18 protein-coding genes are annotated in these 21937 nt (G+C 63.8%); 10 read left to right on the top strand and 8 right to left on the bottom strand.

Annotation, left to right across the window (positions count from 1 at the left end; all coding sequences use genetic code 11):
• The coding region (locus MB818_RS18950; RefSeq protein ID WP_238906048.1) for an Ig-like domain-containing protein at window positions 1–2892 on the top strand (2892 nt) is incomplete at its 5' end.
• A gap of 80 nt (window positions 2893–2972) precedes the next feature.
• On the opposite strand, the gene metG is transcribed toward MB818_RS18950, so the two are convergent.
• From metG to MB818_RS18935, 3 genes are all read right to left on the bottom strand, one after another.
• On the bottom strand, window positions 2973–4691 hold the full coding sequence (gene metG, locus MB818_RS18945) for a methionine--tRNA ligase (protein ID WP_234166886.1): 1719 nt from the start codon (window positions 4689–4691) through the stop codon (window positions 2973–2975).
• 75 nt (window positions 4692–4766) lie between these two features.
• Complete coding sequence (locus tag MB818_RS18940) at window positions 4767–5999, bottom strand: MFS transporter (protein ID WP_234144889.1); 1233 nt, start codon at window positions 5997–5999, stop codon at window positions 4767–4769.
• 95 nt (window positions 6000–6094) lie between these two features.
• A complete protein-coding gene (locus MB818_RS18935) occupies window positions 6095–7309 on the bottom strand; it encodes an MFS transporter (RefSeq protein ID WP_234162953.1) in 1215 nt (404 codons plus the stop codon).
• Window positions 7310–7505: 196 nt separating this feature from the next.
• Between MB818_RS18935 and MB818_RS18930 the strand changes: the two genes are divergently transcribed.
• On the top strand, window positions 7506–8969 hold the full coding sequence (locus MB818_RS18930) for a tyrosinase family protein (protein ID WP_234162952.1): 1464 nt from the start codon (window positions 7506–7508) through the stop codon (window positions 8967–8969).
• Window positions 8970–8974: 5 nt separating this feature from the next.
• Window positions 8975–9736 carry a copper chaperone gene (locus tag MB818_RS18925; RefSeq protein WP_234137882.1) on the top strand — a complete coding sequence of 254 codons (762 nt, stop codon included), beginning with the start codon at window positions 8975–8977 and terminating at the stop codon, window positions 9734–9736.
• A gap of 172 nt (window positions 9737–9908) precedes the next feature.
• On the opposite strand, the gene MB818_RS18920 is transcribed toward MB818_RS18925, so the two are convergent.
• Window positions 9909–10211 carry a DUF6476 family protein gene (locus MB818_RS18920; RefSeq protein WP_234137883.1) on the bottom strand — a complete coding sequence of 101 codons (303 nt, stop codon included), beginning with the start codon at window positions 10209–10211 and terminating at the stop codon, window positions 9909–9911.
• Here MB818_RS18920 and MB818_RS18915 point away from each other — a divergent pair.
• Window positions 10210–11238, top strand: a complete 1029-nt coding sequence (locus tag MB818_RS18915) for an RluA family pseudouridine synthase (RefSeq protein WP_234144893.1) — start codon at window positions 10210–10212, stop codon at window positions 11236–11238. The two genes, MB818_RS18920 and MB818_RS18915, sit on opposite strands and share 2 nt — an antisense overlap.
• A 150-nt stretch (window positions 11239–11388) precedes the next feature.
• A complete protein-coding gene (gene rpoH, locus MB818_RS18910) occupies window positions 11389–12285 on the top strand; it encodes an RNA polymerase sigma factor RpoH (protein ID WP_234137885.1) in 897 nt (298 codons plus the stop codon).
• A 132-nt stretch (window positions 12286–12417) separates the two neighbouring features.
• On the opposite strand, the gene MB818_RS18905 is transcribed toward rpoH, so the two are convergent.
• On the bottom strand, window positions 12418–13596 hold the full coding sequence (locus tag MB818_RS18905; protein ID WP_238906047.1) for a dipeptidase: 1179 nt from the start codon (window positions 13594–13596) through the stop codon (window positions 12418–12420).
• Between the two features lie 139 nt (window positions 13597–13735).
• Between MB818_RS18905 and MB818_RS18900 the strand changes: the two genes are divergently transcribed.
• Window positions 13736–14005 (top strand): DksA/TraR family C4-type zinc finger protein, encoded by a 270-nt coding sequence (locus MB818_RS18900; protein ID WP_234137887.1) that lies wholly within the window; start codon window positions 13736–13738, stop codon window positions 14003–14005.
• 183 nt (window positions 14006–14188) lie between these two features.
• Here MB818_RS18900 and MB818_RS18895 read toward each other — a convergent pair whose 3' ends face one another.
• The 3 genes from MB818_RS18895 to MB818_RS18885 all read right to left on the bottom strand — a co-directional run bounded on the left by MB818_RS18895 (window position 14189) and on the right by MB818_RS18885 (window position 17397).
• Entirely contained in the window at window positions 14189–16009 is a 1821-nt protein-coding gene (locus MB818_RS18895; protein WP_238906046.1) for a M3 family oligoendopeptidase, read from the bottom strand.
• A gap of 135 nt (window positions 16010–16144) precedes the next feature.
• On the bottom strand, window positions 16145–17107 hold the full coding sequence (locus MB818_RS18890) for an alpha/beta hydrolase (protein ID WP_238906045.1): 963 nt from the start codon (window positions 17105–17107) through the stop codon (window positions 16145–16147).
• Window positions 17107–17397: an SCP2 sterol-binding domain-containing protein gene (locus MB818_RS18885; RefSeq protein ID WP_234137890.1), complete on the bottom strand. Its 291-nt coding sequence runs from the start codon at window positions 17395–17397 to the stop codon at window positions 17107–17109. Before MB818_RS18885 ends, MB818_RS18890 begins: the two co-directional genes overlap by 1 nt.
• A 79-nt stretch (window positions 17398–17476) precedes the next feature.
• Here MB818_RS18885 and MB818_RS18880 point away from each other — a divergent pair, with 79 nt between their 5' ends.
• From MB818_RS18880 to fdxA, 4 genes are all read left to right on the top strand, one after another.
• Window positions 17477–18046, top strand: coding sequence for a tetratricopeptide repeat protein (locus MB818_RS18880; RefSeq protein ID WP_234137891.1), 570 nt, complete (start codon window positions 17477–17479; stop codon window positions 18044–18046).
• Window positions 18047–18079: 33 nt separating this feature from the next.
• Window positions 18080–20926, top strand: coding sequence for a helicase-related protein (locus tag MB818_RS18875; protein ID WP_238906043.1), 2847 nt, complete (start codon window positions 18080–18082; stop codon window positions 20924–20926).
• A 6-nt stretch (window positions 20927–20932) separates the two neighbouring features.
• Window positions 20933–21235, top strand: a complete 303-nt coding sequence (locus MB818_RS18870) for an RNA-binding S4 domain-containing protein (protein ID WP_439653301.1) — start codon at window positions 20933–20935, stop codon at window positions 21233–21235.
• Window positions 21236–21370: 135 nt separating this feature from the next.
• Window positions 21371–21709 (top strand): ferredoxin FdxA, encoded by a 339-nt coding sequence (gene fdxA / locus MB818_RS18865; RefSeq protein ID WP_234137893.1) that lies wholly within the window; start codon window positions 21371–21373, stop codon window positions 21707–21709.
• Window positions 21710–21937 lie beyond the last annotated feature (228 nt).

Here is a 21937-nt window from a genome sequence, read left to right as displayed (position 1 = left end):
ACCGACACGTTCACCTACACGGTGAGCGACGGCAATGGCGGTGCCGACACGGCAACGGTGACGGTGACGGTGACGGGCGTGAATGACGCGCCGGTTGTTGCTTCGACCATCAATGTGCAGACAAATTCTGAGGATGACGGTTTTGCGGGCATAGTTGCCCCGGACTTTTTCCAATTGAACAATCGCGCCAATGATGTCGACGATGACGACGATCCAAGCACGCTCACGTACCAGTACAGCAATTTCTCGACGACGGCATTCGAGGTCACGACAGGTGGATTGCAGCTCAATATTGCCGGTAATTTCGATCATTTGGCTGTGGGAGAGTCTACGCAGGCTACAGCTACGGTGGTCGCAACAGACAGTCACGGTGCGCAGTCAAACGAAGGCACGCTGATATGGACTATCACCGGCGTCAACGATGATCCGACACTGGCGGCGGGTACTCTGCTGGCCACAGAGGGCGGGGGCGCCGTTAGTCTGAATCTTGCCACCCTTGGGGACGATGTCGATAGCGACGATGACGCAAACAGCTTGACCTATGCGGTGACGGGGCAACCTTCGGAGGGAAGCGCCACGGTCAATGGCACGATGCTGACGTTCGACCCAGGCGACGATTTCCAAGATCTTGCTGTTGGGGAGACGCAGCAGGTCAGCATTCAGGTCACGGCAACGGATTCGCACAATGCGACGGCAGTGAACAATGTGACGGTGACGGTGACGGGTGTGAACGACGCACCCGTTGCGACGAATTTCGCGACCACTGTGACCGAGGATTCCGGGGCAAACGCGATCAATGTCTTCAGCAATGTGTCTGATGTGGACGGTGACGATCTGGAGATTGTCTCCGTCAGCACCGCGGGCAGCGGGACGGTCGTTGTCATGCATAACGGCACGCCTGGCGACACTACAGATGATTTCATCACGTATCAGCCGAGCGCTGATTTCAATGGTGTCGAGAGCATCTCCTACACTGTGAGTGACGGCAACGGCGGCAGCGACACCGGTACGATAACCGTCACGGTCGAGGCGGTGAACGATCCGCCTGTTGCGAATGACGACACTTTCAACGGGACCGAAGATCAGCCGATCACCGGCTCGGTGCTGACCAACGACACGGACGACGGCGACATCAATCCGGCGCCGCTGGTGGTGAGTTCGTACACACAGCCAGGGAATGGTACAGTTACGGTCGCTTCAAACGGAAGCTTTACATATACGCCCAGCCAGAACTTTAGCGGGCAGGACAGCTTTACCTATACTGTTGTCGATGGGGTCGGTGCGACGGATACAGCCACTGTCATACTGAATTTGGCGGAGGCGAACGATGATCCGGTGGCCAAGTCCGACTTTGGCATAACCGACCAGGGCGAAGCGGTCACGATCAACGTCGTTGCAAATGACGAGGACGAGGAAGGCGATACGCTGACGGTCACATCGGTCGGCGGTGCATCGAACGGTACCGTGTCGTTTAGCGGGGGAACGGTAACCTATACGCCAAACGCAAATTTTGACTATGGCGTTGACAGCTTCACTTATACTGTTAGCGATGGAAATGGCGGTACGGACAGTTCGACCGTTACCGTTCTGGTGGAGCAGGACGTATCGACGCTGCCAACCGGACTTCCGGTTTCGATCACATTCAACCCCGAGACGCCCGGGGAACCGCCTGGATCGTTTTTTGTGAACGTCATTCCTGTCTCGTCGAATTCCATCAATCTCGTCATTGCGATGGATAGTTCCGGCAGTATTACCCTGAGTGGCTGGAACGATATGAAGGAGGCCGTCGAAGGGGCGCTGAGTGAGTTGAAGTCGCAGTTCGACAACTCGATTACGGATGTGAATGTCAGTCTGATATCATACAGCAGCGGCGTTCAGCAGTCGGCAACCTACGATTTGGTTGATCAATACTCTTCGCTGATCACCGCATTGGACGGACTACCTTTCCAGGCAGGCAATACCAACTGGGAAGCGGCATTTGACGCGTCGAAAGCTTTCTTTGTCGCGCAGAGCGACGGCGTCAACATTCTGTATTTCATAACTGACGGGAACCCGGTGCCGACGAACCAAGAGTGGCAAGAGGCGCTTTCGGAACTGAATGCCAGCGTTTCCGTTGATATCGAAGCCTTTGCAATCGGTCCGCAGGTCGATTTGGGGAATCTCAATCAGGTCGATTCAGATGGAAGCGCGACGACGGTCACCAGCCCATCGGCTCTTGCGACCGCGTTTTCGGAAACGCCGCTGTTTAATGCCCAGTTGGTCGATTTTTCGCTCGAGCTTTATGTTGACGGAACGGATCTGGGAGAGATCGCAGATGAAGACAGCGATGCCGTCTCCAGCAACGGTTTGAACTATACGGTTACCTTGGAGGACGTTCCCGGGATCGACGATATGTTGGGAGAGATCAATGTCTTCACAGCAACTGCTATTTTCGATCTGGACGGGGTCGTTGAAACCACCAGTGATCGTATAGAGCTGTTTGCCGGTGGAGTTATTCAAGCTGAGCCTGAAGCCGGGGCTAGCTCGGGGTCTGCGGTTGCAGCCTATGTCGACATGTCCGCTGTGTCGGAACCCGGCCTGTTGCCGTCAGATGACACCGTGCCTGTGTTTGATGGGGGCTCTCCGCAGGGATTTGGAAAGGTGGAAGAAACCTCTGAGTTGGAGCCAAGTGTGCTGGCCGGCTTGATCGAAGACGGGAATGACGATCTGCTGGCTGCTTTGGAGTTGCCAGGGCAAAACTCAGAGGTTGGAGGCACCGTGAACGGCGCTGACAATCAAACGTCTGCGACGACACCATCCGGCCCCGATGTTTTTGCCGGGCTTGCCGATATCGGACTATTCGACACTCTCGGCCTCGATCACGAGCTTGCGGGAGCGGCAGCCACTGCCTGAGCCGGAATTGCCGCCCATGGCCTCAAGTGCCGATCCGCCCGTTTCCGGGCGGATCGTGACTAATGAGCAGCGTGCGCGGTTTAGCTCCGCACCCCTGAGAAACGCTGTTGCCAACCCTCGCGATCCTCATCGCTGATCTTGGCGAACAGCACTTCGGGCACAGTGAAAGCGTGACCAGGCGCCAGCGCGTTCAGCGCGGCTGCGATATCCTCGGGCCAGCTGTCATCGCCAGTCTGCATCGCCTCAAGCATCCGCGCCGAGGCGGCGGGAATAAAGGGCGCGCTGAGCACCGCATAGAGGCGGATCAGGTTGAGACCCAGCCGCACTTGTGCGGCCGCCTGCACCGGATCGGTCTTGAACAGGGTCCAGGGCGCCGCACTTTGCAGGTATTCGTTACCTGCGGCCCAGATCGCGCGCAGCTCCTGCGCCGACTTGCGGACCTCCATCGCCTCCATATGCCCCTCATAGGCGCGCACCCGCGTCGTCAGTTCCGCGATCAGCGCCTCTTCCTGCGGGCCGTATGCGCCACCCTCGGGCACCTCCTCGCCGAATTTCGAGCGGCAGAACTTGGTGATGCGGCTCACGAAATTGCCCAGCACATCGGCCAGATCCTTGTTCACGCTGGCCTGGAAGTTCTCCCAGGTAAATTCGCTGTCGCTGTTTTCCGGCGCATGGGACAGGAGCCACCAGCGCCAATAGTCCGCCGGCAGGATCTCCAGCGCCTGATCCATGAACACGCCACGGCCCTGCGAGGTCGAGAACTGGCCGCCGTCGTAATTCAGGTAGTTGAAAGATTTCAGGTGGTCGACCATCTTCCACGGCTCGCCCGAGCCGATCAGGGTGGCCGGAAAGCTCAGCGTGTGGAAGGGCACGTTGTCCTTGCCCATGAACTGCACATAGCGCACGTCATCCGCGCCCTTGTCGGTGCGCCACCAGCGTTCCCATTCCGCGTCGCTCTTGCCATGCGCCTCGGCCCATTCGCCGGCGCAGGCGATGTATTCGATCGGCGCGTCGAACCAGACATAGAAGACCTTGCCCTCCATCCCCGGCCAGTCCTGCTCGCCCTTCTTGACCGGGATGCCCCAGTCCAGATCGCGGGTGATGCCGCGATCCTGCAAGCCGTCACCGTCATGCAGCCATTTCTTGGCGATCGAGGTGGTCAGCACCGGCCAGTCGGTTTTCGAGTCGATCCAGGCGTCGAGCTGATCCTTGAGCGCCGACTGGCGCAGATAGAGGTGCTTGGTCTCGCGCACCTCCAGATCGGTGGAACCGGAGATGGCCGAGCGCGGCTCGATCAGGTCGGTCGGGTCCAGCTGCTTGGTGCAGTTCTCGCACTGGTCGCCGCGCGCCTTGTCGTAACCGCAATTGGGGCAGGTGCCCTCGATATAGCGGTCGGGCAGGAACCGGCCATCGGCATTGGAATAGACCTGCCGCTCGCTCACTTCGCGGATCAGGTCATTCTCGGCCAGCTTGCCAGCGAAATGCTGGGTCAGCTTGTGGTTCTGCGGGCTGGACGAGCGCCCGAAATGATCGAAGCTCAGGCCAAAGCGTCGGGCGATATCGGCCTGCACCTCGTGCATCTCGGCGCAATATTCGGCCACCGGCTTGCCCGCCTTGGCGGCGGCCAGTTCGGCGGGGGTGCCGTGCTCGTCGGTTGCGCAGAGGAACATCACCTCGTTGCCCCGGCCACGCTGATAGCGCGCATAGAGATCGGCGGGCAGCTGCGAGCCCACCAGATTGCCGAGGTGCTTGATCCCGTTGATATAAGGGATCGCCGAGGTGATCAGAATACGTGCCATTGTCCCACTTCCGCGAAAATCGTCTGCGGTTCCTTTAACCCAGCCGCGCAGGGGGAGAAATCCCCCTTTTCGCCCTTACCGTTCCTCGCGCTCTTCACGCGAACGTTTCTGGAGCCGACCGATCGTGAACGAGGTGCGCGGCGCGAAGACATAGTTGGTGCGTGCCTCGGGCGTGGGGCGGGCCCGCATCCGGGTCAGGCCAAAGCCGATCAGGAACAGATGCGCGACCGCGATCAGGGCGAACAGGGCGGGCGGGCCAAAGCCTTCGATCAGGGTCGATGCCAGATAGGGTGCCGCGATGGCCCCCAGCGCGTACCAGAACATCAGCGCCGCCGACAGCTCGACCCGCTGTTCCGAGGTGGCAAAGTCATTGGCATGCGCCGCCGAGATCGAGAAGATCGGGAACGAGGTAAAGCCGAACAGCCCGGCCGCCAGCATAACGCCCAAGGTGCCGGTACCGCCCGCCGCCGCAATCACGGCACAGGACCCCATCGCTGCGACAGAGATCCAGATCAGCACCCAGCGGCGGTCGTATTTGTCGGCCAGCCAGCCGACTGGATATTGCGCCGCAACCCCGCCCAGCACGAAGGCGGCCAGGAAAAACGCGATCTGGTTGACCGCCAGACCCACTTCTTGCCCATAAAGCGGCCCAACCATGCGGAACGAGGCAGAGCTGACCGCCGAAACGATCACCCCGGCCACCGCCAGCGGCGAACAGAACCAGGCCAGGCCAGGGCGCAGGCGCGGGGCATCGGGGGTCTCGGGCTGGCTGGCCTTGGTCAGGGTCAGCGGCAACAGCGCGGCGCAACACAGCACCGCCAGCAGGTTGTATGAGACATAATGGGCTGGTGGCAGCACCGCGATGATCAGCTGCGCACAGAGCGAGGCGCCGGAATCCGCGATCCGGTAGGTGCCCATGGCGCGGCCCCGGATCTCGTTGGTCAGCTTGGCGTTCAGCCAGGCCTCGATCACCGTATAGCAGCCCGCGACACAGATACCTGACGCGATCCGCATCACCGCCCAGGCATAGGGATCCTCGGTCAGGGTATGGCCGATCAGGCCCATCGCCCCCAGCGCGGTGCAGGCGGCAAAGGCGCGCGAATGCCCGACCGACCCCATCAGGCGGGGCGCCCACCAGCAGCCGATGAAGAAGCCAAAGAAATGCGCCGAGCCCAGCATACCGATCTGGGCCTTGGAAAACTCTAGCGTGATGCCCGAAATCGCATCCAGCGGGCCAACGCCACCGGTCGACAGCTGCAAAAGGATGACCGAGAGAAACAGGGCGGCAAAGGAAATGACTGTACGCATGGGATCGGGTGATATCCGGGCAGGGGACCTTGGTCCGTCGATTTACCGACGATTCGCCGTCGGATACGAGTGCAAATGCCCCTTCTGTTCCGGTTTCAGGCCGGAACCGCCTGACCACGGGGCCGCGAGCGGAGCATGAGCCACAGGATGATCGCGATGTTCAGCCCGTTCCAGATGATGCCGTTGACGAAAGCCAGCGTGTAACTGCTGGTGACGTCGTAGATCCAGCCCGACATCCAGCCGCCCAGGGCCATGCCGAGGATGGTCATCATCATCACGAAACCCACGCGTGCGCCCGCCTCGCGCGGGGGCAGATATTCGCGCACCACCAGCGCATAGCTGGGTACGATGCCCCCCTGGGCCAGTCCGAACAGGGTGCTGACCACGTAGAGCGGCACCAGCCCGTCATAGGGCAGGAACAGGAACAATGCCGCGCATTGCAGGACCGAGCCCGCCAGCAGCGTCATCACCCCGCCCAGCCGGTCGGCGACCAAGCCCGAAATCACCCGGCTGACCACACCACCCAAGAGCATCAGCGACAGCATCTCGGCCCCCACCGCCGGGCCGTATCCCAGCCCGACGCAATAGGCGACGATATGGACCTGGGGCATCGACATCGCCACACAACAGCCGATGCCGGCAATGCCCAGCAGGTATTGCAGCGCGCGCGGGCTCAGCCCGGCGCTGCGCGCGTTCAGCTGGGCGGTGGCGGCGGCGGTGCCATGCGCCTCTTCGGGAAGGCGGCGGCGCAGGACCAGCGACAGCGGGATCACCGCGACCAGCGTCACCACGGCAAGCGTCAGATAGACCGCCTGCCAGCCCCGTTCGGCCAGCACATCGGCCAACAAGGTGGGCCAGACCGCGCCGGACAGATAGTTGCCGCTGGCCACCAGCGCCACGGCAATGCCGCGCCGGCGCAGGAACCAGTGCGAGATATCGGCGATCAGCGGCCCGAAGCCCACCGCCGTGCCCAGCCCCAGCAACAGATGCGCCGCCGAGAGCCACAGGATCGTGGGCGCCAGCGTGGCCAGCAGATAGCTGAGCGCGCTCAAGAGCGCCGCCCCGATCAGCGCCCAGGTCACGCCCAGCCGGTCCACCAGCCGGCCCAGCCACAGATTGCCCAGCGCAAAGCCGATCATCGTCAGCGTATAGGGCATCGAGGCCTCGGCCCGCCCGGCACCGAACTCGGTCTCGACCGCGGGCATCACCACGATCACCGCCCACATGCCCACATTGGCCACCGTGGCGATGGCCAGGGTGATCAGCAGGCGAAACCAGGAATAGGCGCTGTCGTGAACCGGGTGAGTCATACCGGCACGCTAGGGGCGGTTGCGCGCCAAGACCAGTGACAAAATCGGGATCGGTGCGGTCGCAACCGGGCGAAACGCAACAGGTGAGAATCTCGGCAACCTGTGGTAGCATTTCGACATTGATATCGCCCCCGGCTCAATCCCGCCGGAGCGTCGCACTTTGAATACTCACTTTTCAGCAGATGGAGGCACAGATATGGCCGGAACGCGCAAGGACATCGCCAAACTGAACGGACCCTGGTCCGACGAAATGCTCTGGTACGCCCGCGCGGTGCGCGCATTGCAGGGGCGGGCACCCGCCGACCGCACCAGCTGGTGGTATCTGGCCGCCATTCATGGCATCGACATTCCCGGCTGGGTGCAGCAGGGCATCGTGCCTTCGGCCGGCTCGCTGCCGCCGCAGGGCGAGCAGGATCTGATCTTCAACCAGTGCCAGCATGCGGGCTGGTTCTTTCTGCCCTGGCATCGGGGCTATCTGGCCGCGTTCGAGGCCATTCTGGATGCCTGGATATCGGCTCAGCCAGGCGGCCCGCAGGATTGGGCGCTGCCCTATTGGAACTATCTTTCGGACAGCAATTCGAACGGCCGGGCGCTTCCGCAGGAATTTCTTGACCCGACCCTGCCAGATGGCAGCGCCAACCCGCTGTCGCAGGTGCGCCGCAATGGCATGCAGGTGCTGGGGCCGCAGCCCTGGTTCCCGGGCGATATCAGCCTGTCGGCGCAAACCCGCAGCCTGCCCTTTACCGCCGCTCCGGGGACCGAGGGTTATGGCGGCGCGATCAGCGGTTTTGCCCAACAGGGCAGCCTTACCGGCGCGGTCGAGGGCGATCCGCATAACCGTGTCCACGTGATGGTGGGCGGGGTGCAACCGGTGGCGGGCTGGATGAGCGACCCGGATTATGCCGCGCTCGACCCGATCTTCTGGATGCATCACTGCAATATCGACCGGTTCTGGGCGGCGTGGATGAGCGACCCGGCCAACCAGCAAGAGGCAAGCGGGGCCTGGTCGAACGGGCCGTTTCCACGCCAGTTCCTGATGCCGAACCCGGCAGGCGGCGGCGATGTGTTCCTGCCCGGCCAGACCCTGCCCGGTGGCCCGCTGGCCCCCGTTTATGATAGTCTGCATGATGGCACCGGTATTGCTCAGGCGGTGGCCGGTGGCCCGGTGACGGAGGGAGCGATGATCACGTCCGGAGGGGCGGGCGGCTCGGCGCTGCTTGGCTCGAACACTGCGCCGCTTCGTGTGGCGGCAACACCCGCCACAACCGAGATCGCGATCCCCGCCAGCGCCGCGACCGAGTTTGCCGCGGTTCCGGGCCTGGGCCCGGAACCGCGGCTCTACCTGAACCTCGAAGGCGTGCGCGGAGCGGCAGCGGCCGGTGTGCTGCAAGTGCATCTGCGATTGCCGGGCGAGGGGGGCGGGCTGCGGCTGGCCGATACCGTGGCGCTGTTCGGGCTGGGCAAGGCCAGTTCCACCGAGGGCGTGCATGCGGGCAACGGCCTGTCGTTGGCCATCGACATCACTGACCTGGCGCGCGAGATACAGATGGCGGCCCCCGGCGCGCTGGAGCGGCTGTCGGTCGAGTTGAGTCAGCCCGGAGCACCCGAAACAGAGATCACGGTCGAGCGGGTCAGCCTTTACAGGCAGGAAATGGGATGATTCCCGTGCCATTGCGTGCTGTCGCGGCGCATCTGCGGTTGGGGCCGATGCCCTGGCTGCTGGCTCTGGCCGCAACGGCGCTGGGCATGTCGCTCTTGCTGCCCGCCGGGCATGGGCTGGTCGAGCTGTGTGGTCGGCTGTCGCTGGCCCAACTCGCCGATCCCGCGGCGCGGGCGTTGCTGCTGCCCGCGCCGGGGCTGTTGGCCGGGGGGTGGGTTCTGATGGTGCTGGCGATGATGCCGCCGCTGGTCTCGGCGCCGCTGGCGCATCTGTGGCAGACCACCGCACATGCCGGGCGCTGGGCTGCGGTTGCGCCTTTTGCGTTGGGCTATCTGGCGGTCTGGAGCTTGGCGGGGCTGGTGCTGTTGCCGCTGGCGCTGCTACTGGCCAGCGGCCCGGCGGCCTTGCCACTCTTGCTGGGCGCGGCGCTGATCTGGAGCGCTTCACCCACAGCGCAGGCGGCACGCAACCGCTGTCACCGGATGCGTTGGCTGCCCGCGGGGCGAATCCGTGCGGCCCGCGCCGCGCTGGATTACGGGCTGGCTCATGGCGGCGCCTGCCTGGGCGCGTGCTGGCCATGGATGCTGGTGCCCCTTGCGGTGCAGGGCGGACATGGCGCGGCAATGGTGCTGGTGGCGGTCTTTCTGCTGGTCGAGCGGGCCATGCCAGCGGCACCCGCCCTGTGGAGGGTGCCGCCCGGCATTGTCGCGTTGTACGGTCTTGCGCCGTCTCGATCGCGCCATCTCACCGGTCTGCGCCGGTTTTGACCTGGCCTTTGTGTCGGGCGGGTTCGAAGAGATACCCCCTCCGCTTCGAACCCGTCCGTGAGTGAGTGGTGGTTGTCACCTGAGCTTTACACTAGCACAGGCCGCGGCACGTGTCGGCGTGCAGGGGTATAGGCTTTTATACAAAAGTATAGGTATTTCAGGTGACCTAGCGTCAGTTCGTCGTGACCGTCTGGCGCAGCTTGCCGGTGGTCTTGTCAAAGATCAGGATGCGCTCGTCCTCGGTGACCACGGCGAACCAGTTGCTGCCGATGGTGACCGCCACGGCGCGGGCGCCGTCGGGAAGCTCGACCTGATCGGGCAGGGTGGGGGTTCGGTCGCTCAGACGGATGACAATCAACGCGAATGTCACTAGAACCCCGCCAATCATCACCGCGGTCAATGCCATGACCATGCGCCGCAGCAGTTTCAGTTGCGGGGTTTCCTGCGGTATCTCGGGATCGGAAGGGGCGGTCATGGATAAGGCCAGGCTGGAATTTGTCATCTCGGCGGCACCGCCGCCCCGCCTTGATAAGGCGCTTTCGCGGGATGTGCCAGAGGAGGCGGCGCTGTCGCGCACCCGGTTGGCGCGTCTGATCGCCGAGGGTGCGGTCCGTATCGACGGGCAGGTGGTCACCGACCCCAAGGCGCGCGTCGCCGAGGGCGCGCAGGTGGCGATCACCCTGACCGAAGCCGAGGAAAGCCATATCGCGCCCGAGGCGATCCCGCTGGTGGTCGTCTACGAGGATGACGACCTGATCGTGATCGACAAGCCCGCCGGCATGGTGGTGCACCCGGCGCCGGGCACGCCCTCGGGCACGCTGGTCAATGCGTTGCTGGCCCATTGCGGTGACAACCTGTCGGGGGTGGGTGGGGTCAAGCGGCCCGGTATCGTGCACCGGATCGACAAGGACACGAGCGGTCTTCTGGTAGTGGCCAAGAGCGATGCCGCCCATCACGGTCTGGCCGCGCAGTTTGCCGCCCACAGCGCCGAGCGGCATTACACCGCGCTGTGCTACGGGGTGCCCGATGGCAGCGATCCGCGCCTGCGCGGCGTCAAGGGCGCCAGCTTCGAACCGGGCAACATCCTGCGCCTGACCACGCAGCTGACCCGCCACCCGACCGACCGCCAGAGGCAGGCGGTGGTGTTCCATGGGGGGCGGCACGCTGTGACGCGGGCGCGTGTGGTCGAGAGCTTTGGGCAGCCCGCTGCCGTGTCGCTGATCGACTGCTGGCTGGAAACCGGGCGGACCCATCAGATTCGGGTCCATATGGCCCATGCCGGACACGGGCTGCTGGGCGATCCGGTCTATGGCGGGCGGCGCAAACTGTCCCCACGCGCGCTGTCACCCGAAGCGGTCGAGGCCATCGGCGCCTTTCCGCGCCAGGCGCTACATGCGGCTGTCTTGGGGTTCGAACATCCGATAAGCGGTGAAACATTGAGCTTTTCCGCGCCTTTGCCGGAGGATCTTGAAAAGCTGATCGACGTGCTGCGCCGGGCCTGAAACACTTCGCACGGCAAGGTGATGGGCGAGGTCTCACATTTTCTTAATCGAAGCTTAATTTCGGTATCGTAGCCCTTGACCCTTGAATGGGCAAAATAGGCGACCCATATCCTATGTTAAGTCCTTAAACATTTGGGAGGGACATTGATCATGGCGAATTACACCACCCTGCCGGCCCCCACGCCCGAAGGCGGCCTGAACCGCTATATGCAGGAAATCCGCAAGTTCCCGCTGCTGGAACCGGAAGAGGAATACATGCTGGCCAAGCGCTGGGTCGAGGAACAGGATGCCGAGTCCGCGCACAAGATGGTCACCAGCCATCTGCGTCTGGCCGCCAAGATCGCCATGGGCTATCGCGGCTATGGCCTGCCCCAGGCCGAGGTGATCTCCGAGGCGAACGTAGGCCTGATGCAGGCGGTGAAACGGTTCGACCCCGAAAAGGGGTTCCGTCTGGCGACCTATGCTATGTGGTGGATCCGTGCCGCGATCCAGGAATACATCCTGCGCTCGTGGTCGCTGGTGAAACTGGGCACCACCAGCGCCCAGAAAAAGCTGTTCTTCAACCTGCGCAAGGCCAAGGCCCGTATCGGCGCGCTGGAAGAGGGCGATCTGCGCCCCGAGAACGTCGCCCGCATCGCCCATGACCTGGGTGTGAGCGAGGATGACGTGATCAGCATGAACCGGCGCATGTCCGGTGGCGATGCCTCGCTGAATGCCACCGTCGGATCCGAAGGCGAGGGCACGATGCAATGGCAGGACTGGCTGGAGGACGAAGACGCCGACCAGGCCGCCGATTACGAGGCGCGCGACGAGCTGGAGGCGCGGCGCGAATTGCTGGCCTCGGCGCTGGATGTGCTGAACGAGCGTGAAAAGGACGTGCTGACCCAGCGTCGGCTGATGGACCAGACCGTGACGCTGGAGGATCTGAGCGCGCAATACAATGTCAGCCGCGAACGTATCCGTCAGATCGAGGTGCGCGCCTTTGAAAAGCTGCAAAAGCGCATGCGCGAGCTGGCCCGCGAAAAAGGCATGCTGATCCCGGCCTGACCGGCCCGCAGGTGAGTATTTATGGCGGAATGAAGAGAGGGGCCCGGCGGGGCCCTTCTTGTTGCGCGCATTTCAAAGAAGGCGCGAGATCGCCAAGCGCTGCGGCGACCGGGCCCGCGCGCCCGTCAGGAATTACCGCAGCCGGGCGCGCAGGACGCGGACCATGTTGTCCCCCATGACCTTGCGGATCTGTTCTTCGCTCACGCCCGCATCCAGCAGCGCCGAGGTAAGTGCGGCCAGTTCGGAGGTGTCAAAGGCGGTTTCCACCGAACCGTCATAATCGGAGCCCAGCGAGACGTGATCGGCGCCCACCGTTTCGATCGCCTTGACGATCATCTTGGCGATACCGGTGGGGGTGATGTCGTCACAGGCGACCTCGGCCCAGTAGCCCATGCCGATCACCCCGCCGGTGGCGGCAATCTCGCGCATCAGCTCGTCGGGATAGTTGCGTTTGACCGGGCAATGGCCGTGCAGCCCGCCATGGCTGACCACCAGCGGCATGTCGGTCATCGCCAGCACGTCGCGCGCCACCTGCTGGCTGGAATGGGCCAGGTCGATCACCACCGGACGGCGGGCCAGTTCGGCCACCACCGCGCGGCCGAATTCGGTCAGGCCGGTATCGGCCTCGCCATGCAGCGAGCCGCCCAGCTCGTTGTCGAAGAAATGTTGCAGCCCATAGACCCGGTGCCCGGCGTCAAAGATCGGGTCGAGATTGGCCAGATCACCCTCGAGCGGATGCGCGCCTTCGATCCCCAGGATGCCGCCCACAACCGCCTCGCCGCGCGCCTTGGCGGCGAGCACTTCTTCCAGATCGGCGGCGGTCTTGATGATCTTGAGGCGGCCACCGGCCTTGGCCTCGACCTTGTGCAGTTTTTCCGCCTGCCAGATCGCCCGTTCGCGCAGGCTGGTCCAGGTGCGCAGCGGCCAGAGCTGGCCCACCGCCAGCAGGGTGATGTTGTCAAACGCCTCGGCCGAGTTGCTGTCATAGTTCTGCCCGGCGGGCGATTTGGTAACTGCGGTAAACACTTGTAGCGCCACGTTGCCCTCGATCAGGCGAGGAACATCGACCTGGCCCCGGCTGCCGCGCTGGCTCAGATCGCGGCTCCAGAGCAGCGGGTCGGCATGCCAGTCGCCCACGATCAGGTCGCTGTGCAGGGCGGCGGCGCGGTCGCTCACCGGATAGGGGGCATGGTCGATCACGTTGTTGGACGTGTCCTCGACATATGCAGGCAGAAAGCCGAAGAACACGACCGCCCCGGCAATCGCCGCCAGCGCCAGCAGTCGCACCGCCCATTTCAGAACCTTCCGCATGATCAACTCTCCCTGATGCGATCTGGCGCCAGCCTAAGCGTCTAATATGTCAGGGCAAAGACTGACCCTGCGTCTAGCCGGGCAGAGTTGCATCGTCACGTGGCCGCGCTAGGATGATGGTCCCAAGGGAGGAGCGATCATGGCCGGAGGCTGGGCCCGCGACGGCGCGGTGAGCGAACAGATCGAGGCGTCGATTTCCGACGAGCTGGCGCGGCTGAAGGCGCGCAAGACGCCGGTGGGCGAAAGCCTGACCCATTGCGCCGAATGCGAGGAGGAAATCCCCGAACCGCGCCGACAGGCGATACCGGGGGTGAAACTGTGCCTGGATTGCCAGCAGGAACGCGACGGCGCCTTCAAGGCGCGCGGGGGCATCAACCGGCGCGGGTCAAAGGACAGCCAGTTGAAGTGAGGACTGGGGGGCGAAAACGGTCGTTTTTGTCACAAGATGACAAGCCACCCAAAATCAAGCTGTTGATAGGAGCAAAAAACCTCGGCAAAACCTTTCGCGGTTTTGGCGGGGTTTTGTCTTGCGGGGCTCAGTCTGTTCTGAGCCGCGCCACAGGCATCTTCTCCCTGTGGCGCGGGCTGGGCATCAGCCCTCCATCGCTTCCAGCTCGTCGATCATGTCCGAGATCATGCTCAGGCCCTTGTCCCAGAATTTTGGGTCGCTGGCATCCAGGCCAAAGGGCGCCAGAAGCTCTTTGTGGTGCTTGGAACCGCCCGCCTTCAGCATGTCGAAATACTTTTCTTCGAACCCTTCGGCGCCCTCGGCGTAGACCGAGTAGAGCGCGTTCACCAGCCCGTCGCCGAATGCATAGGCATAGACGTAAAAAGGCGAGTGCACGAAATGCGGGATATAGGCCCAGAAGCTCTCATAGCCTTCCATGAAGTCGAATGCAGGCCCAAGGCTTTCGCCCTGCACACTCATCCACAACTCGCCGATATCCTCGGGCGTGAGTTCCCCCTGACGGCGGGCGGCGTGCAGCTTGCATTCAAAGTCATAAAACGCGATCTGGCGCACCACCGTGTTGATCATGTCCTCGACCTTGCCGGCCAGCAGTACCTTGCGCTGTTCCTGGGTCTCGGCCTTTTCCAGCATCTTGCGGAAGGTCAGCATCTCGCCGAACACGCTTGCGGTCTCGGCGAGCGTCAGCGGGGTCGAGGACAGCATTTCGCCCTGACCGGCGGCCAGCACCTGATGCACGCCATGACCCAGCTCATGCGCCAGCGTCATCACATCGCGCGGCTTGCCCAGATAGTTGAGCATCACATAGGGGTGCACTTCGGTCACGGTGGGATGGGCAAAGGCGCCCGGCGCCTTGCCGGGTTTCACGCCCGCGTCGATCCAGCCCTTGGAGAAGAAGGGCGCGGCGATCGCGCCCATGCGCGGGTCAAAGGCGTCATAGGCCTCCATCACCATGCGCTCGGCCTGGGCCCAGGGGATGGTGCGGGTGTCTTCCATCGGCAGCGGCGCGTTGCGGTCCCAGACCTGCATCCGGTCCAGCCCCAACCATTTGCGCTTCAACTCGTAATAGCGGTGGCTGAGCTTGGGATAGGCGGCAACTACCGCCTCGCGCAGGGCCTCGACCACTTCGGGTTCCACGTCGTTGCTGAGGTGACGGCCGGTCTGGGCGCTGGGCATCTTGCGCCAGCGGTCGATCACTTCCTTTTCCTTGGCGGCGGTGTTGTGCACGCGGGCGAAGGTCTTGATGTTCTCGCCAAAGACGCGGGCCAGTTCGTGGGCGGCGGCCTCACGCTTGCTCCGGTCCTGCTCGGTCAGCAGGTTCAGCGTGCCCTCGATGTTCAGCTCTTCGCCGTCGATGTCAAAGGTCAGTCCGGCGATGGTCTCGTCGAACAGCCGCTCCCAGGCGTCGCCCACCACGCCCAGATCGTGCAGGAAGCGTTCCAGTTCATCGCTCAGCTGATAGGGTTTCATTGCACGGATGCGGCGGAACACGGGCGCATAGCGGGCCAATTCTTCGTTTTCTGCAAAGCGGGCGGCCAGAGCGTCATCCTCGATCCGGTTCAGTTCCAGGGTAAAGAACACCAGCGGCGTGGTGAAATTGGTGATCTTTTCCTGGCAGTCGGACATGAACTTGGCCCGGCCCGCGTCGATGGTCAGCTGGTAATAGCGCAAACCGGCAAAGGACATGATGCGGCCCGCGATGGCGCTGATCTTCTCGTTGCGCTGCACGCAGGTCAGCAGGGCGCCCGCATCCAGATCGGCCAGCTTGCCCTCGTAATCGGCGGCGAATGCCGCGCATTCGGTTTCCAGCCAGTCGAGGTCACGCTTCAGCTCCGGCGCGTCCTCGCCGGTATAAAGATCGCTCAGGTCCCATTCGGGCAGATTGCCGAGATCCTTGGAACCGGAACCGGCATTGGCGTCGCGAAGGGGAAAGGGCAGGTGAAACATGTGGGCCTCGTCTTTGCTGGTTGCCCCACACTTAAGGAGCGCAGCCGCCCACCGCAACCGGCAAGACCGCGAGTGTGCGCTTGCGGCAGGCGGCGAGAAAATTCGACGAATTTTCTCGGGCGTGCCAGCGCGCGGTCAGGTGCTGCGTTGCAACCGGTCCGGTGCCGAGAACAGGGCGGCCATCCGGTCATAGACCGGGTCGCGCACTTCTGGCGCCTCCATCAGCACCTCGTGTTCACCGTCCGGGATCTCGACCAGTTCGCCACGCGGCCAGCGTGCCATGCGGGCGCGCACCGCCTTGCGGTCGACGATCTGCTCGTGGGTGCCCAGGAAGGTCAGGCAGGGCAGGTCGGGCGAGGGGCGGTTCTCCAGTGCGCGGCATTCCGCCAGCGCCTCGCGCAGCCAGATATTGGTGGGAGCGCCAAGCGCCAGTTCCGGGTGCGCGGCCAGCTGATCGCGCATCATCTCGTACATCGCCGGGTCGCGGGTCAGCGCATTGCCCTCGAAGTCCTGCGCCTGCACATAGGGCTCCAACGTGGTGGTGGCGGGATGCTTGTGCCCCATGCCGATGGCCGGGGCCAGATTGGCGGTTATCCAGCTCAGCGGCTTCATCATCGGGGTGAAGAAAATGCCCCACATCGGCCCAGTAAAGGCGCAGGCTGCGACCGGCAGCCCCTCCATCACCGCGCGCAGCCCGATGGCGCCGCCCATGGAATGGCCGACCATGAACCAGGGCTTCGGCAGTTCGAGTGTGGTGGCCAGTTCCACCGCCGCCGCGACGTCGCGCTGGAAGTCGGTGAAATTCACCACATGCCCCAGGCGGCGGTCCTCCAGCAGCCTGTCGGCCAGACCCTGACCGCGCCAGTCCACCGCCAGCATGGCAAAGCCGCGCGCCACAAAGGCCCGCGCCGCATCGCCGTATTTCTCGATATATTCGGTGCGCCCGGGAAACATCAGCACGGTGCCACGCGCTTCGCCCTCGGGGCGCCAGTGACCGGCGCGGATGCGCAGACCGTCCGAGGTCTGCATCCAATGGGCCGCGCCACCGGCGGGGCCGCCGGCCACATCTTCGAACAAGGGGGCCGGCGTCAGGGTCATCAGGCCAGCACCGAGGCCAGTTTCATCGCGACGCCCATGTCGCCGTCGATGGTCAGCTTGCCGGACATGAACGCGCCGGTGGGATTCAGTTCACCCGACAGGATCTGCTGAAAGGTATCGGCATCCGCCGACAGGGTCACATCGGCCTCTTCGTCGCTGACCCGGGCGCCCGACCCATCCAGCACGATCGCGCCCATATCGGCGATGGCGAATTTGGCGGTGGAATCGAAACCGGCGCCAGACAGCTTTTCGTTCAGCTCGGCGGCGGCCTGTTCAAGAGTGTCGCTCATTGTGTTCCTCGGTCTTTGTTTGGGGCGTGACGCAGCCCTCGTGGACAACGCCGTTTAGCGCGCTAAAGTAAGGACTGTTATGATCGCATTGCCTGTAAAGCTCAAAGATATCGTTGCGGCACTCTGGCTGATATCCGCCATTTCCGGGGGGGTGTCGGCGCAGGAGGTCGAGCCGAATGACGAAGCCGTCCTGCTGGAGGAACTGGTCGGGGCCGATCCCGTGCGCGCGCGCCAGATCGACCGCGAATTGCAGGCGCTTTGGGCACAATCGGGCTCTGCCTCGGCCGATTTCCTGCTCAAGCGTGGACGCGACGCGCTCGAGGCGCAGGATATCCCCGCCGCCATCGAACATCTGACGGCTTTGACCGATCATGCGCCCGATTTCGCCGAGGGGTGGCATGCCCGCGCTTCGGCCTATTTCGCCGCCGACCTCTATGGCGCCGCCGTGGCCGATCTGGAGCGCGCGCTTGCGCTCAACCCGAACCAGTATGATGCGATCTTTGGGCTTGGGTTGATCTTCGAGGCGCTTGAGCGGCCTGAAACGGCCTATGCCGTCTATACCCGGGCGCTGGCTATACATCCGCATCACGAGGAAGTAACCAGTGCCGTGACTCGACTGAAATCCCGGATCGAGGGCCAGGCGCTCTGACGCGCCGCACCGGGCCGGGCAGGGGGCAGACAGGTGAGCGGATCAACGCGGATCGTGGCCGTCCTCGGCCCGACCAACACAGGCAAGACGCATTACGCGATCGAACGGATGCTGGGCCATCGCACGGGGGTGATCGGCCTGCCGCTGCGCCTGCTTGCGCGCGAGGTCTATGACAAGATCGTGGCGCTGCGCGGCCCCTCGGTGGTGGCGCTGGTCACCGGCGAAGAGCGAATCGTGCCGCCGCGCACCCAGTATTGGGTCTGCACGGTCGAGGCGATGCCCGAGGGGCTGGGCGCCGATTGCGTTGCCGTGGATGAAATCCAGCTCTGCGCCGATCCCGAACGCGGCCATGTCTTTACTGACCGCTTGCTCAGGGCGCGCGGGCTGCACGAAACGCTGTTTCTGGGCTCCGACACCATGCGCGGACCCATCGCGGCGCTGGTGCCCGAGGCGCAGTTCGTCCGCCGCGAGCGGATGAGCCAGCTGGTCTTTACCGGCTCGAAAAAGATCACCCGGATGCCACCGCGCAGCGCCATCGTCGGGTTTTCTGTCGAAAATGTCTATGCCATCGCCGAGTTGATCCGCCGCCAAAAAGGGGGTGCTGCGGTGGTGATGGGGGCGCTGTCCCCGCGCACCCGCAACGCGCAGGTGGATCTCTATCAGAATGGTGAGGTCGACTACCTGGTCGCCACCGATGCCATCGGCATGGGGTTGAACCTGGATATCGACCACGTGGCCTTTTCCGCGCTCAGCAAGTTCGACGGCCGCCGCATGCGCCCGCTGGCGCCCAACGAGTTGGGCCAGATCGCGGGCCGGGCCGGGCGTGGCATGGCCAGCGGTACCTTTGGTGTGACCGGCGAGGCGCGGCCGCTTGACGAGGGCATGGCGCAGGCGATCATGGAGCACCGCTTCACCCCGCTCAAGAAACTGAACTGGCGCAACAGCGCGTTGCGCTTCAACTCGGTGGATGCGCTGATTTCCGCACTGGAAGAGGCACCAAGCGGCGAACACCTGCTCAAGGCGCGCGAGGCCGACGACCTGATGGCGCTGAAATCGCTGGCGGGCGAGGCCGAGGTCATTGCCCGCGCCAGCGATGGCGCTTCGGTCCGGCTGCTCTGGGATGTCTGCCGTATTCCGGATTTCCGCGGTATCAGCCATGCGGAACATGCCGGGTTGTTGCAGGTCATCTTTGGTCACCTGCACGAGGGCGGGCATATTCCCGACGATTTCATGGCCCGGCAAATCCGTCGCATCGACCGCACCCATGGGGACATAGATACTCTGTCCAAACGGCTAGCATATATCCGCACGTGGACATATGTCGCGCAGCGGAACGGCTGGGTTCGTGACGAAAGCCATTGGCGCGGCGAAACCCGCGCTGTAGAAGACAGGGTGTCGGACGCCCTCCATGAACGTCTGACACAGAGATTTGTGGACCGGCGCACCAGCGTGCTGCTGCGCCGGCTCAAGCAGAAGGAGGCCCTTTTGGCCGAAGTGAACGACAAGGGTGAAGTGACGGTCGAAGGTGAATTCGTCGGCCGTCTCGAGGGATTCCGCTTCATGCCGGACAAGTCCGCGCAGGGGGCCGAGGCAAAGGCGCTGAAATCGGCGTCGTTGCAGGCGCTGGCGCCGCAGTTCCATCTGCGCGCCGACCGGTTCTATAACGCACCCGATACCGAGATCGACTTTACCGAACAGGGTGGTCTGATGTGGGGCGAATATGCGGTGGGCAAGCTCACCGTCGGCGCCGATCCGCTGAAGCCGCAGGTCGAAGTCTTTGTTGACGAGGCCGCAGGCCCCGATGTCGAACAGAAGGTGCAGCGCCGCCTGCAGCATTTCATCGACCGCAAGGTCGCGGCCCTGTTCGAGCCGCTGCTCGCGCTGTCACGCGACGAGGCGCTGAGCGGGCTGGCGCGTGGCTTTGCCTTCCGCATGGTCGAGAATTTCGGCATCCTGCCGCGCGCCGATGTGGCGCAAGAGGTCAAGGATCTGGATCAGGAAGCGCGTGGCGCCCTGCGCAAGCATGGCATCCGCTTTGGCCAGTTCACCATCTTCATGCCGCTCTTGCTGAAACCGGCGCCGACCCGTTTGCGGCTGGTGCTGTGGTCGCTGGCCCGGGGCCTGTCGGAATTCCCCGAGGCGCCGCCGCCGGGGCTGGTGACGGTGCCTTCGGTCAAGGATGCCGAGCCGGGCGTCGATACGATGTGCGGCTATCGCATCTCGGGCGAGCGGGCGATCCGCATCGACATGCTGGAACGTCTGGCCGACATGCTGCGCGCCAAGGACAGCCGCGCCGGGTTCGAGGCGACGGCGGACATGCTGTCGATCACCGGCATGACGCTGGAGCAGTTTGCCGACCTGATGCAGGGGCTGGGCTACAAGGCCGAGCGCGGCGAACGTGCCAAGGTGAAACCGGCGCCTGTCGAGGCCGCTGCCGAAGGAGCGGCCGCCCCGGCAGAGGGGACCGTAGCCGAGGCCGCCCCGGCACCCGAGGTCGCCGAGGCAGAGGCAGTGCCAGTGGAGCCGGTCGAAGCCCCGGCAGAGACCCCCGCAGAGGCCGCCGACGCGGAGCCCGAGCTTGAGGTCTTTTTCACCTTCACCTGGGCCCGTGCCGCCCGTCAGCAGCAGGGCCGTGGCCCGCGCCGCGAGGGCCGGGGCCAGCCGGGGCAGGGCGAAGGCCGCGCCAAGGACCGCCCGCGCGGTGGCAAGCCGCAAGAGGGCGGACGCCGCCGCGATGGCAAGCCCCAGGGCGGCAAGGGTGGCAAACCCGGCCAGCAAGGCGCCAAGACCTATTCCTCGCGCCCGCCGAAGAAGGAAAAGGCGATCGACCCCGACAACCCCTTTGCCGCCGCGCTGATGGGGCTGAAAGAGGGCAACTGAGCGGTCATGACAGAGGCGCCGACCCGGCTGCGCATCGACAAATGGCTCTGGCACGCGCGTTTCTTCAAGACGCGCGGGCTGGCAGCCGAGGCGGCCGGATCAGGGCGTATCCGTGTCAATGGCAATCGCGTCTCGAAACCGGCGCATGCGGTGGGGCCGGGGGATGTGCTGAGCTTTGGCCAGGGCCGCCAGGTTCGGGTGATCCGGGTCGAGGCGCTCGGGACACGGCGTGGCCCGGCGCCCGAGGCGCAAACGCTGTATACCGATCTGGACGCGGAGCGGAACGATGCTCCTCCCGCCGAAGCCTGACCGGAACGCTGTCGCGCCTCACCCGCCTGCGGCGGGATGCCCGGCCTTTCCGGACACCGCCGAGGGCGATCCTCCCTTGAAGAACACGCCACTCTGATTTAGCTAGTCGGGCAACGAACTAGTGGAATTCAGCTCATGACCTATGTCGTCACCGAAAACTGCATCGCCTGTAAATACACCGACTGTGTCGAGGTATGTCCGGTGGACTGTTTCTACGAGGGCGAGAACACGCTGGTCATCCATCCCGACGAATGCATCGACTGTGGCGTGTGCGAACCCGAATGCCCCGCTGATGCGATCCGCCCCGATACCGAGCCGGGGATGGAGCAATGGGTCGAGTTCAACCGCAAGTATTCCGAAATGTGGCCGGTCATCGTGACCAAGAAGGACCCGCTGCCCGACGCTGAAGAGCGTGACGGCGAGTCCGGCAAGATGGAGAAGTATTTCTCCGAGGCGCCCGGCGAGGGCGGCTGAAACGATATAACGATTCGCGCGCGGACCCGGGTCCTTGGCGGGGCGGATCGGTTCAAGACCCTGATCAGAAAGGGTGAATGGGTCGTTGTGACGTCTCGCCCTTTAAGGGGGCGTAATTTTATGGTATATTCTCTCTACATGATGCCAATGATCGGGATGAGCACCAAAAGCTGGCTCGCTTTTGGGCAACAGCATTTGTGATGAAATTCAACGACTCGCGGGAGCCAT

Origin of the sequence: Ruegeria alba, from assembly GCF_022321465.1 — a bacterium.
Lineage (GTDB): Bacteria > Pseudomonadota > Alphaproteobacteria > Rhodobacterales > Rhodobacteraceae > Ruegeria_B > Ruegeria_B alba.
Note: the sequence above shows the minus strand (reverse complement) of the source record. Positions and strands in the feature narration are given on the sequence as shown.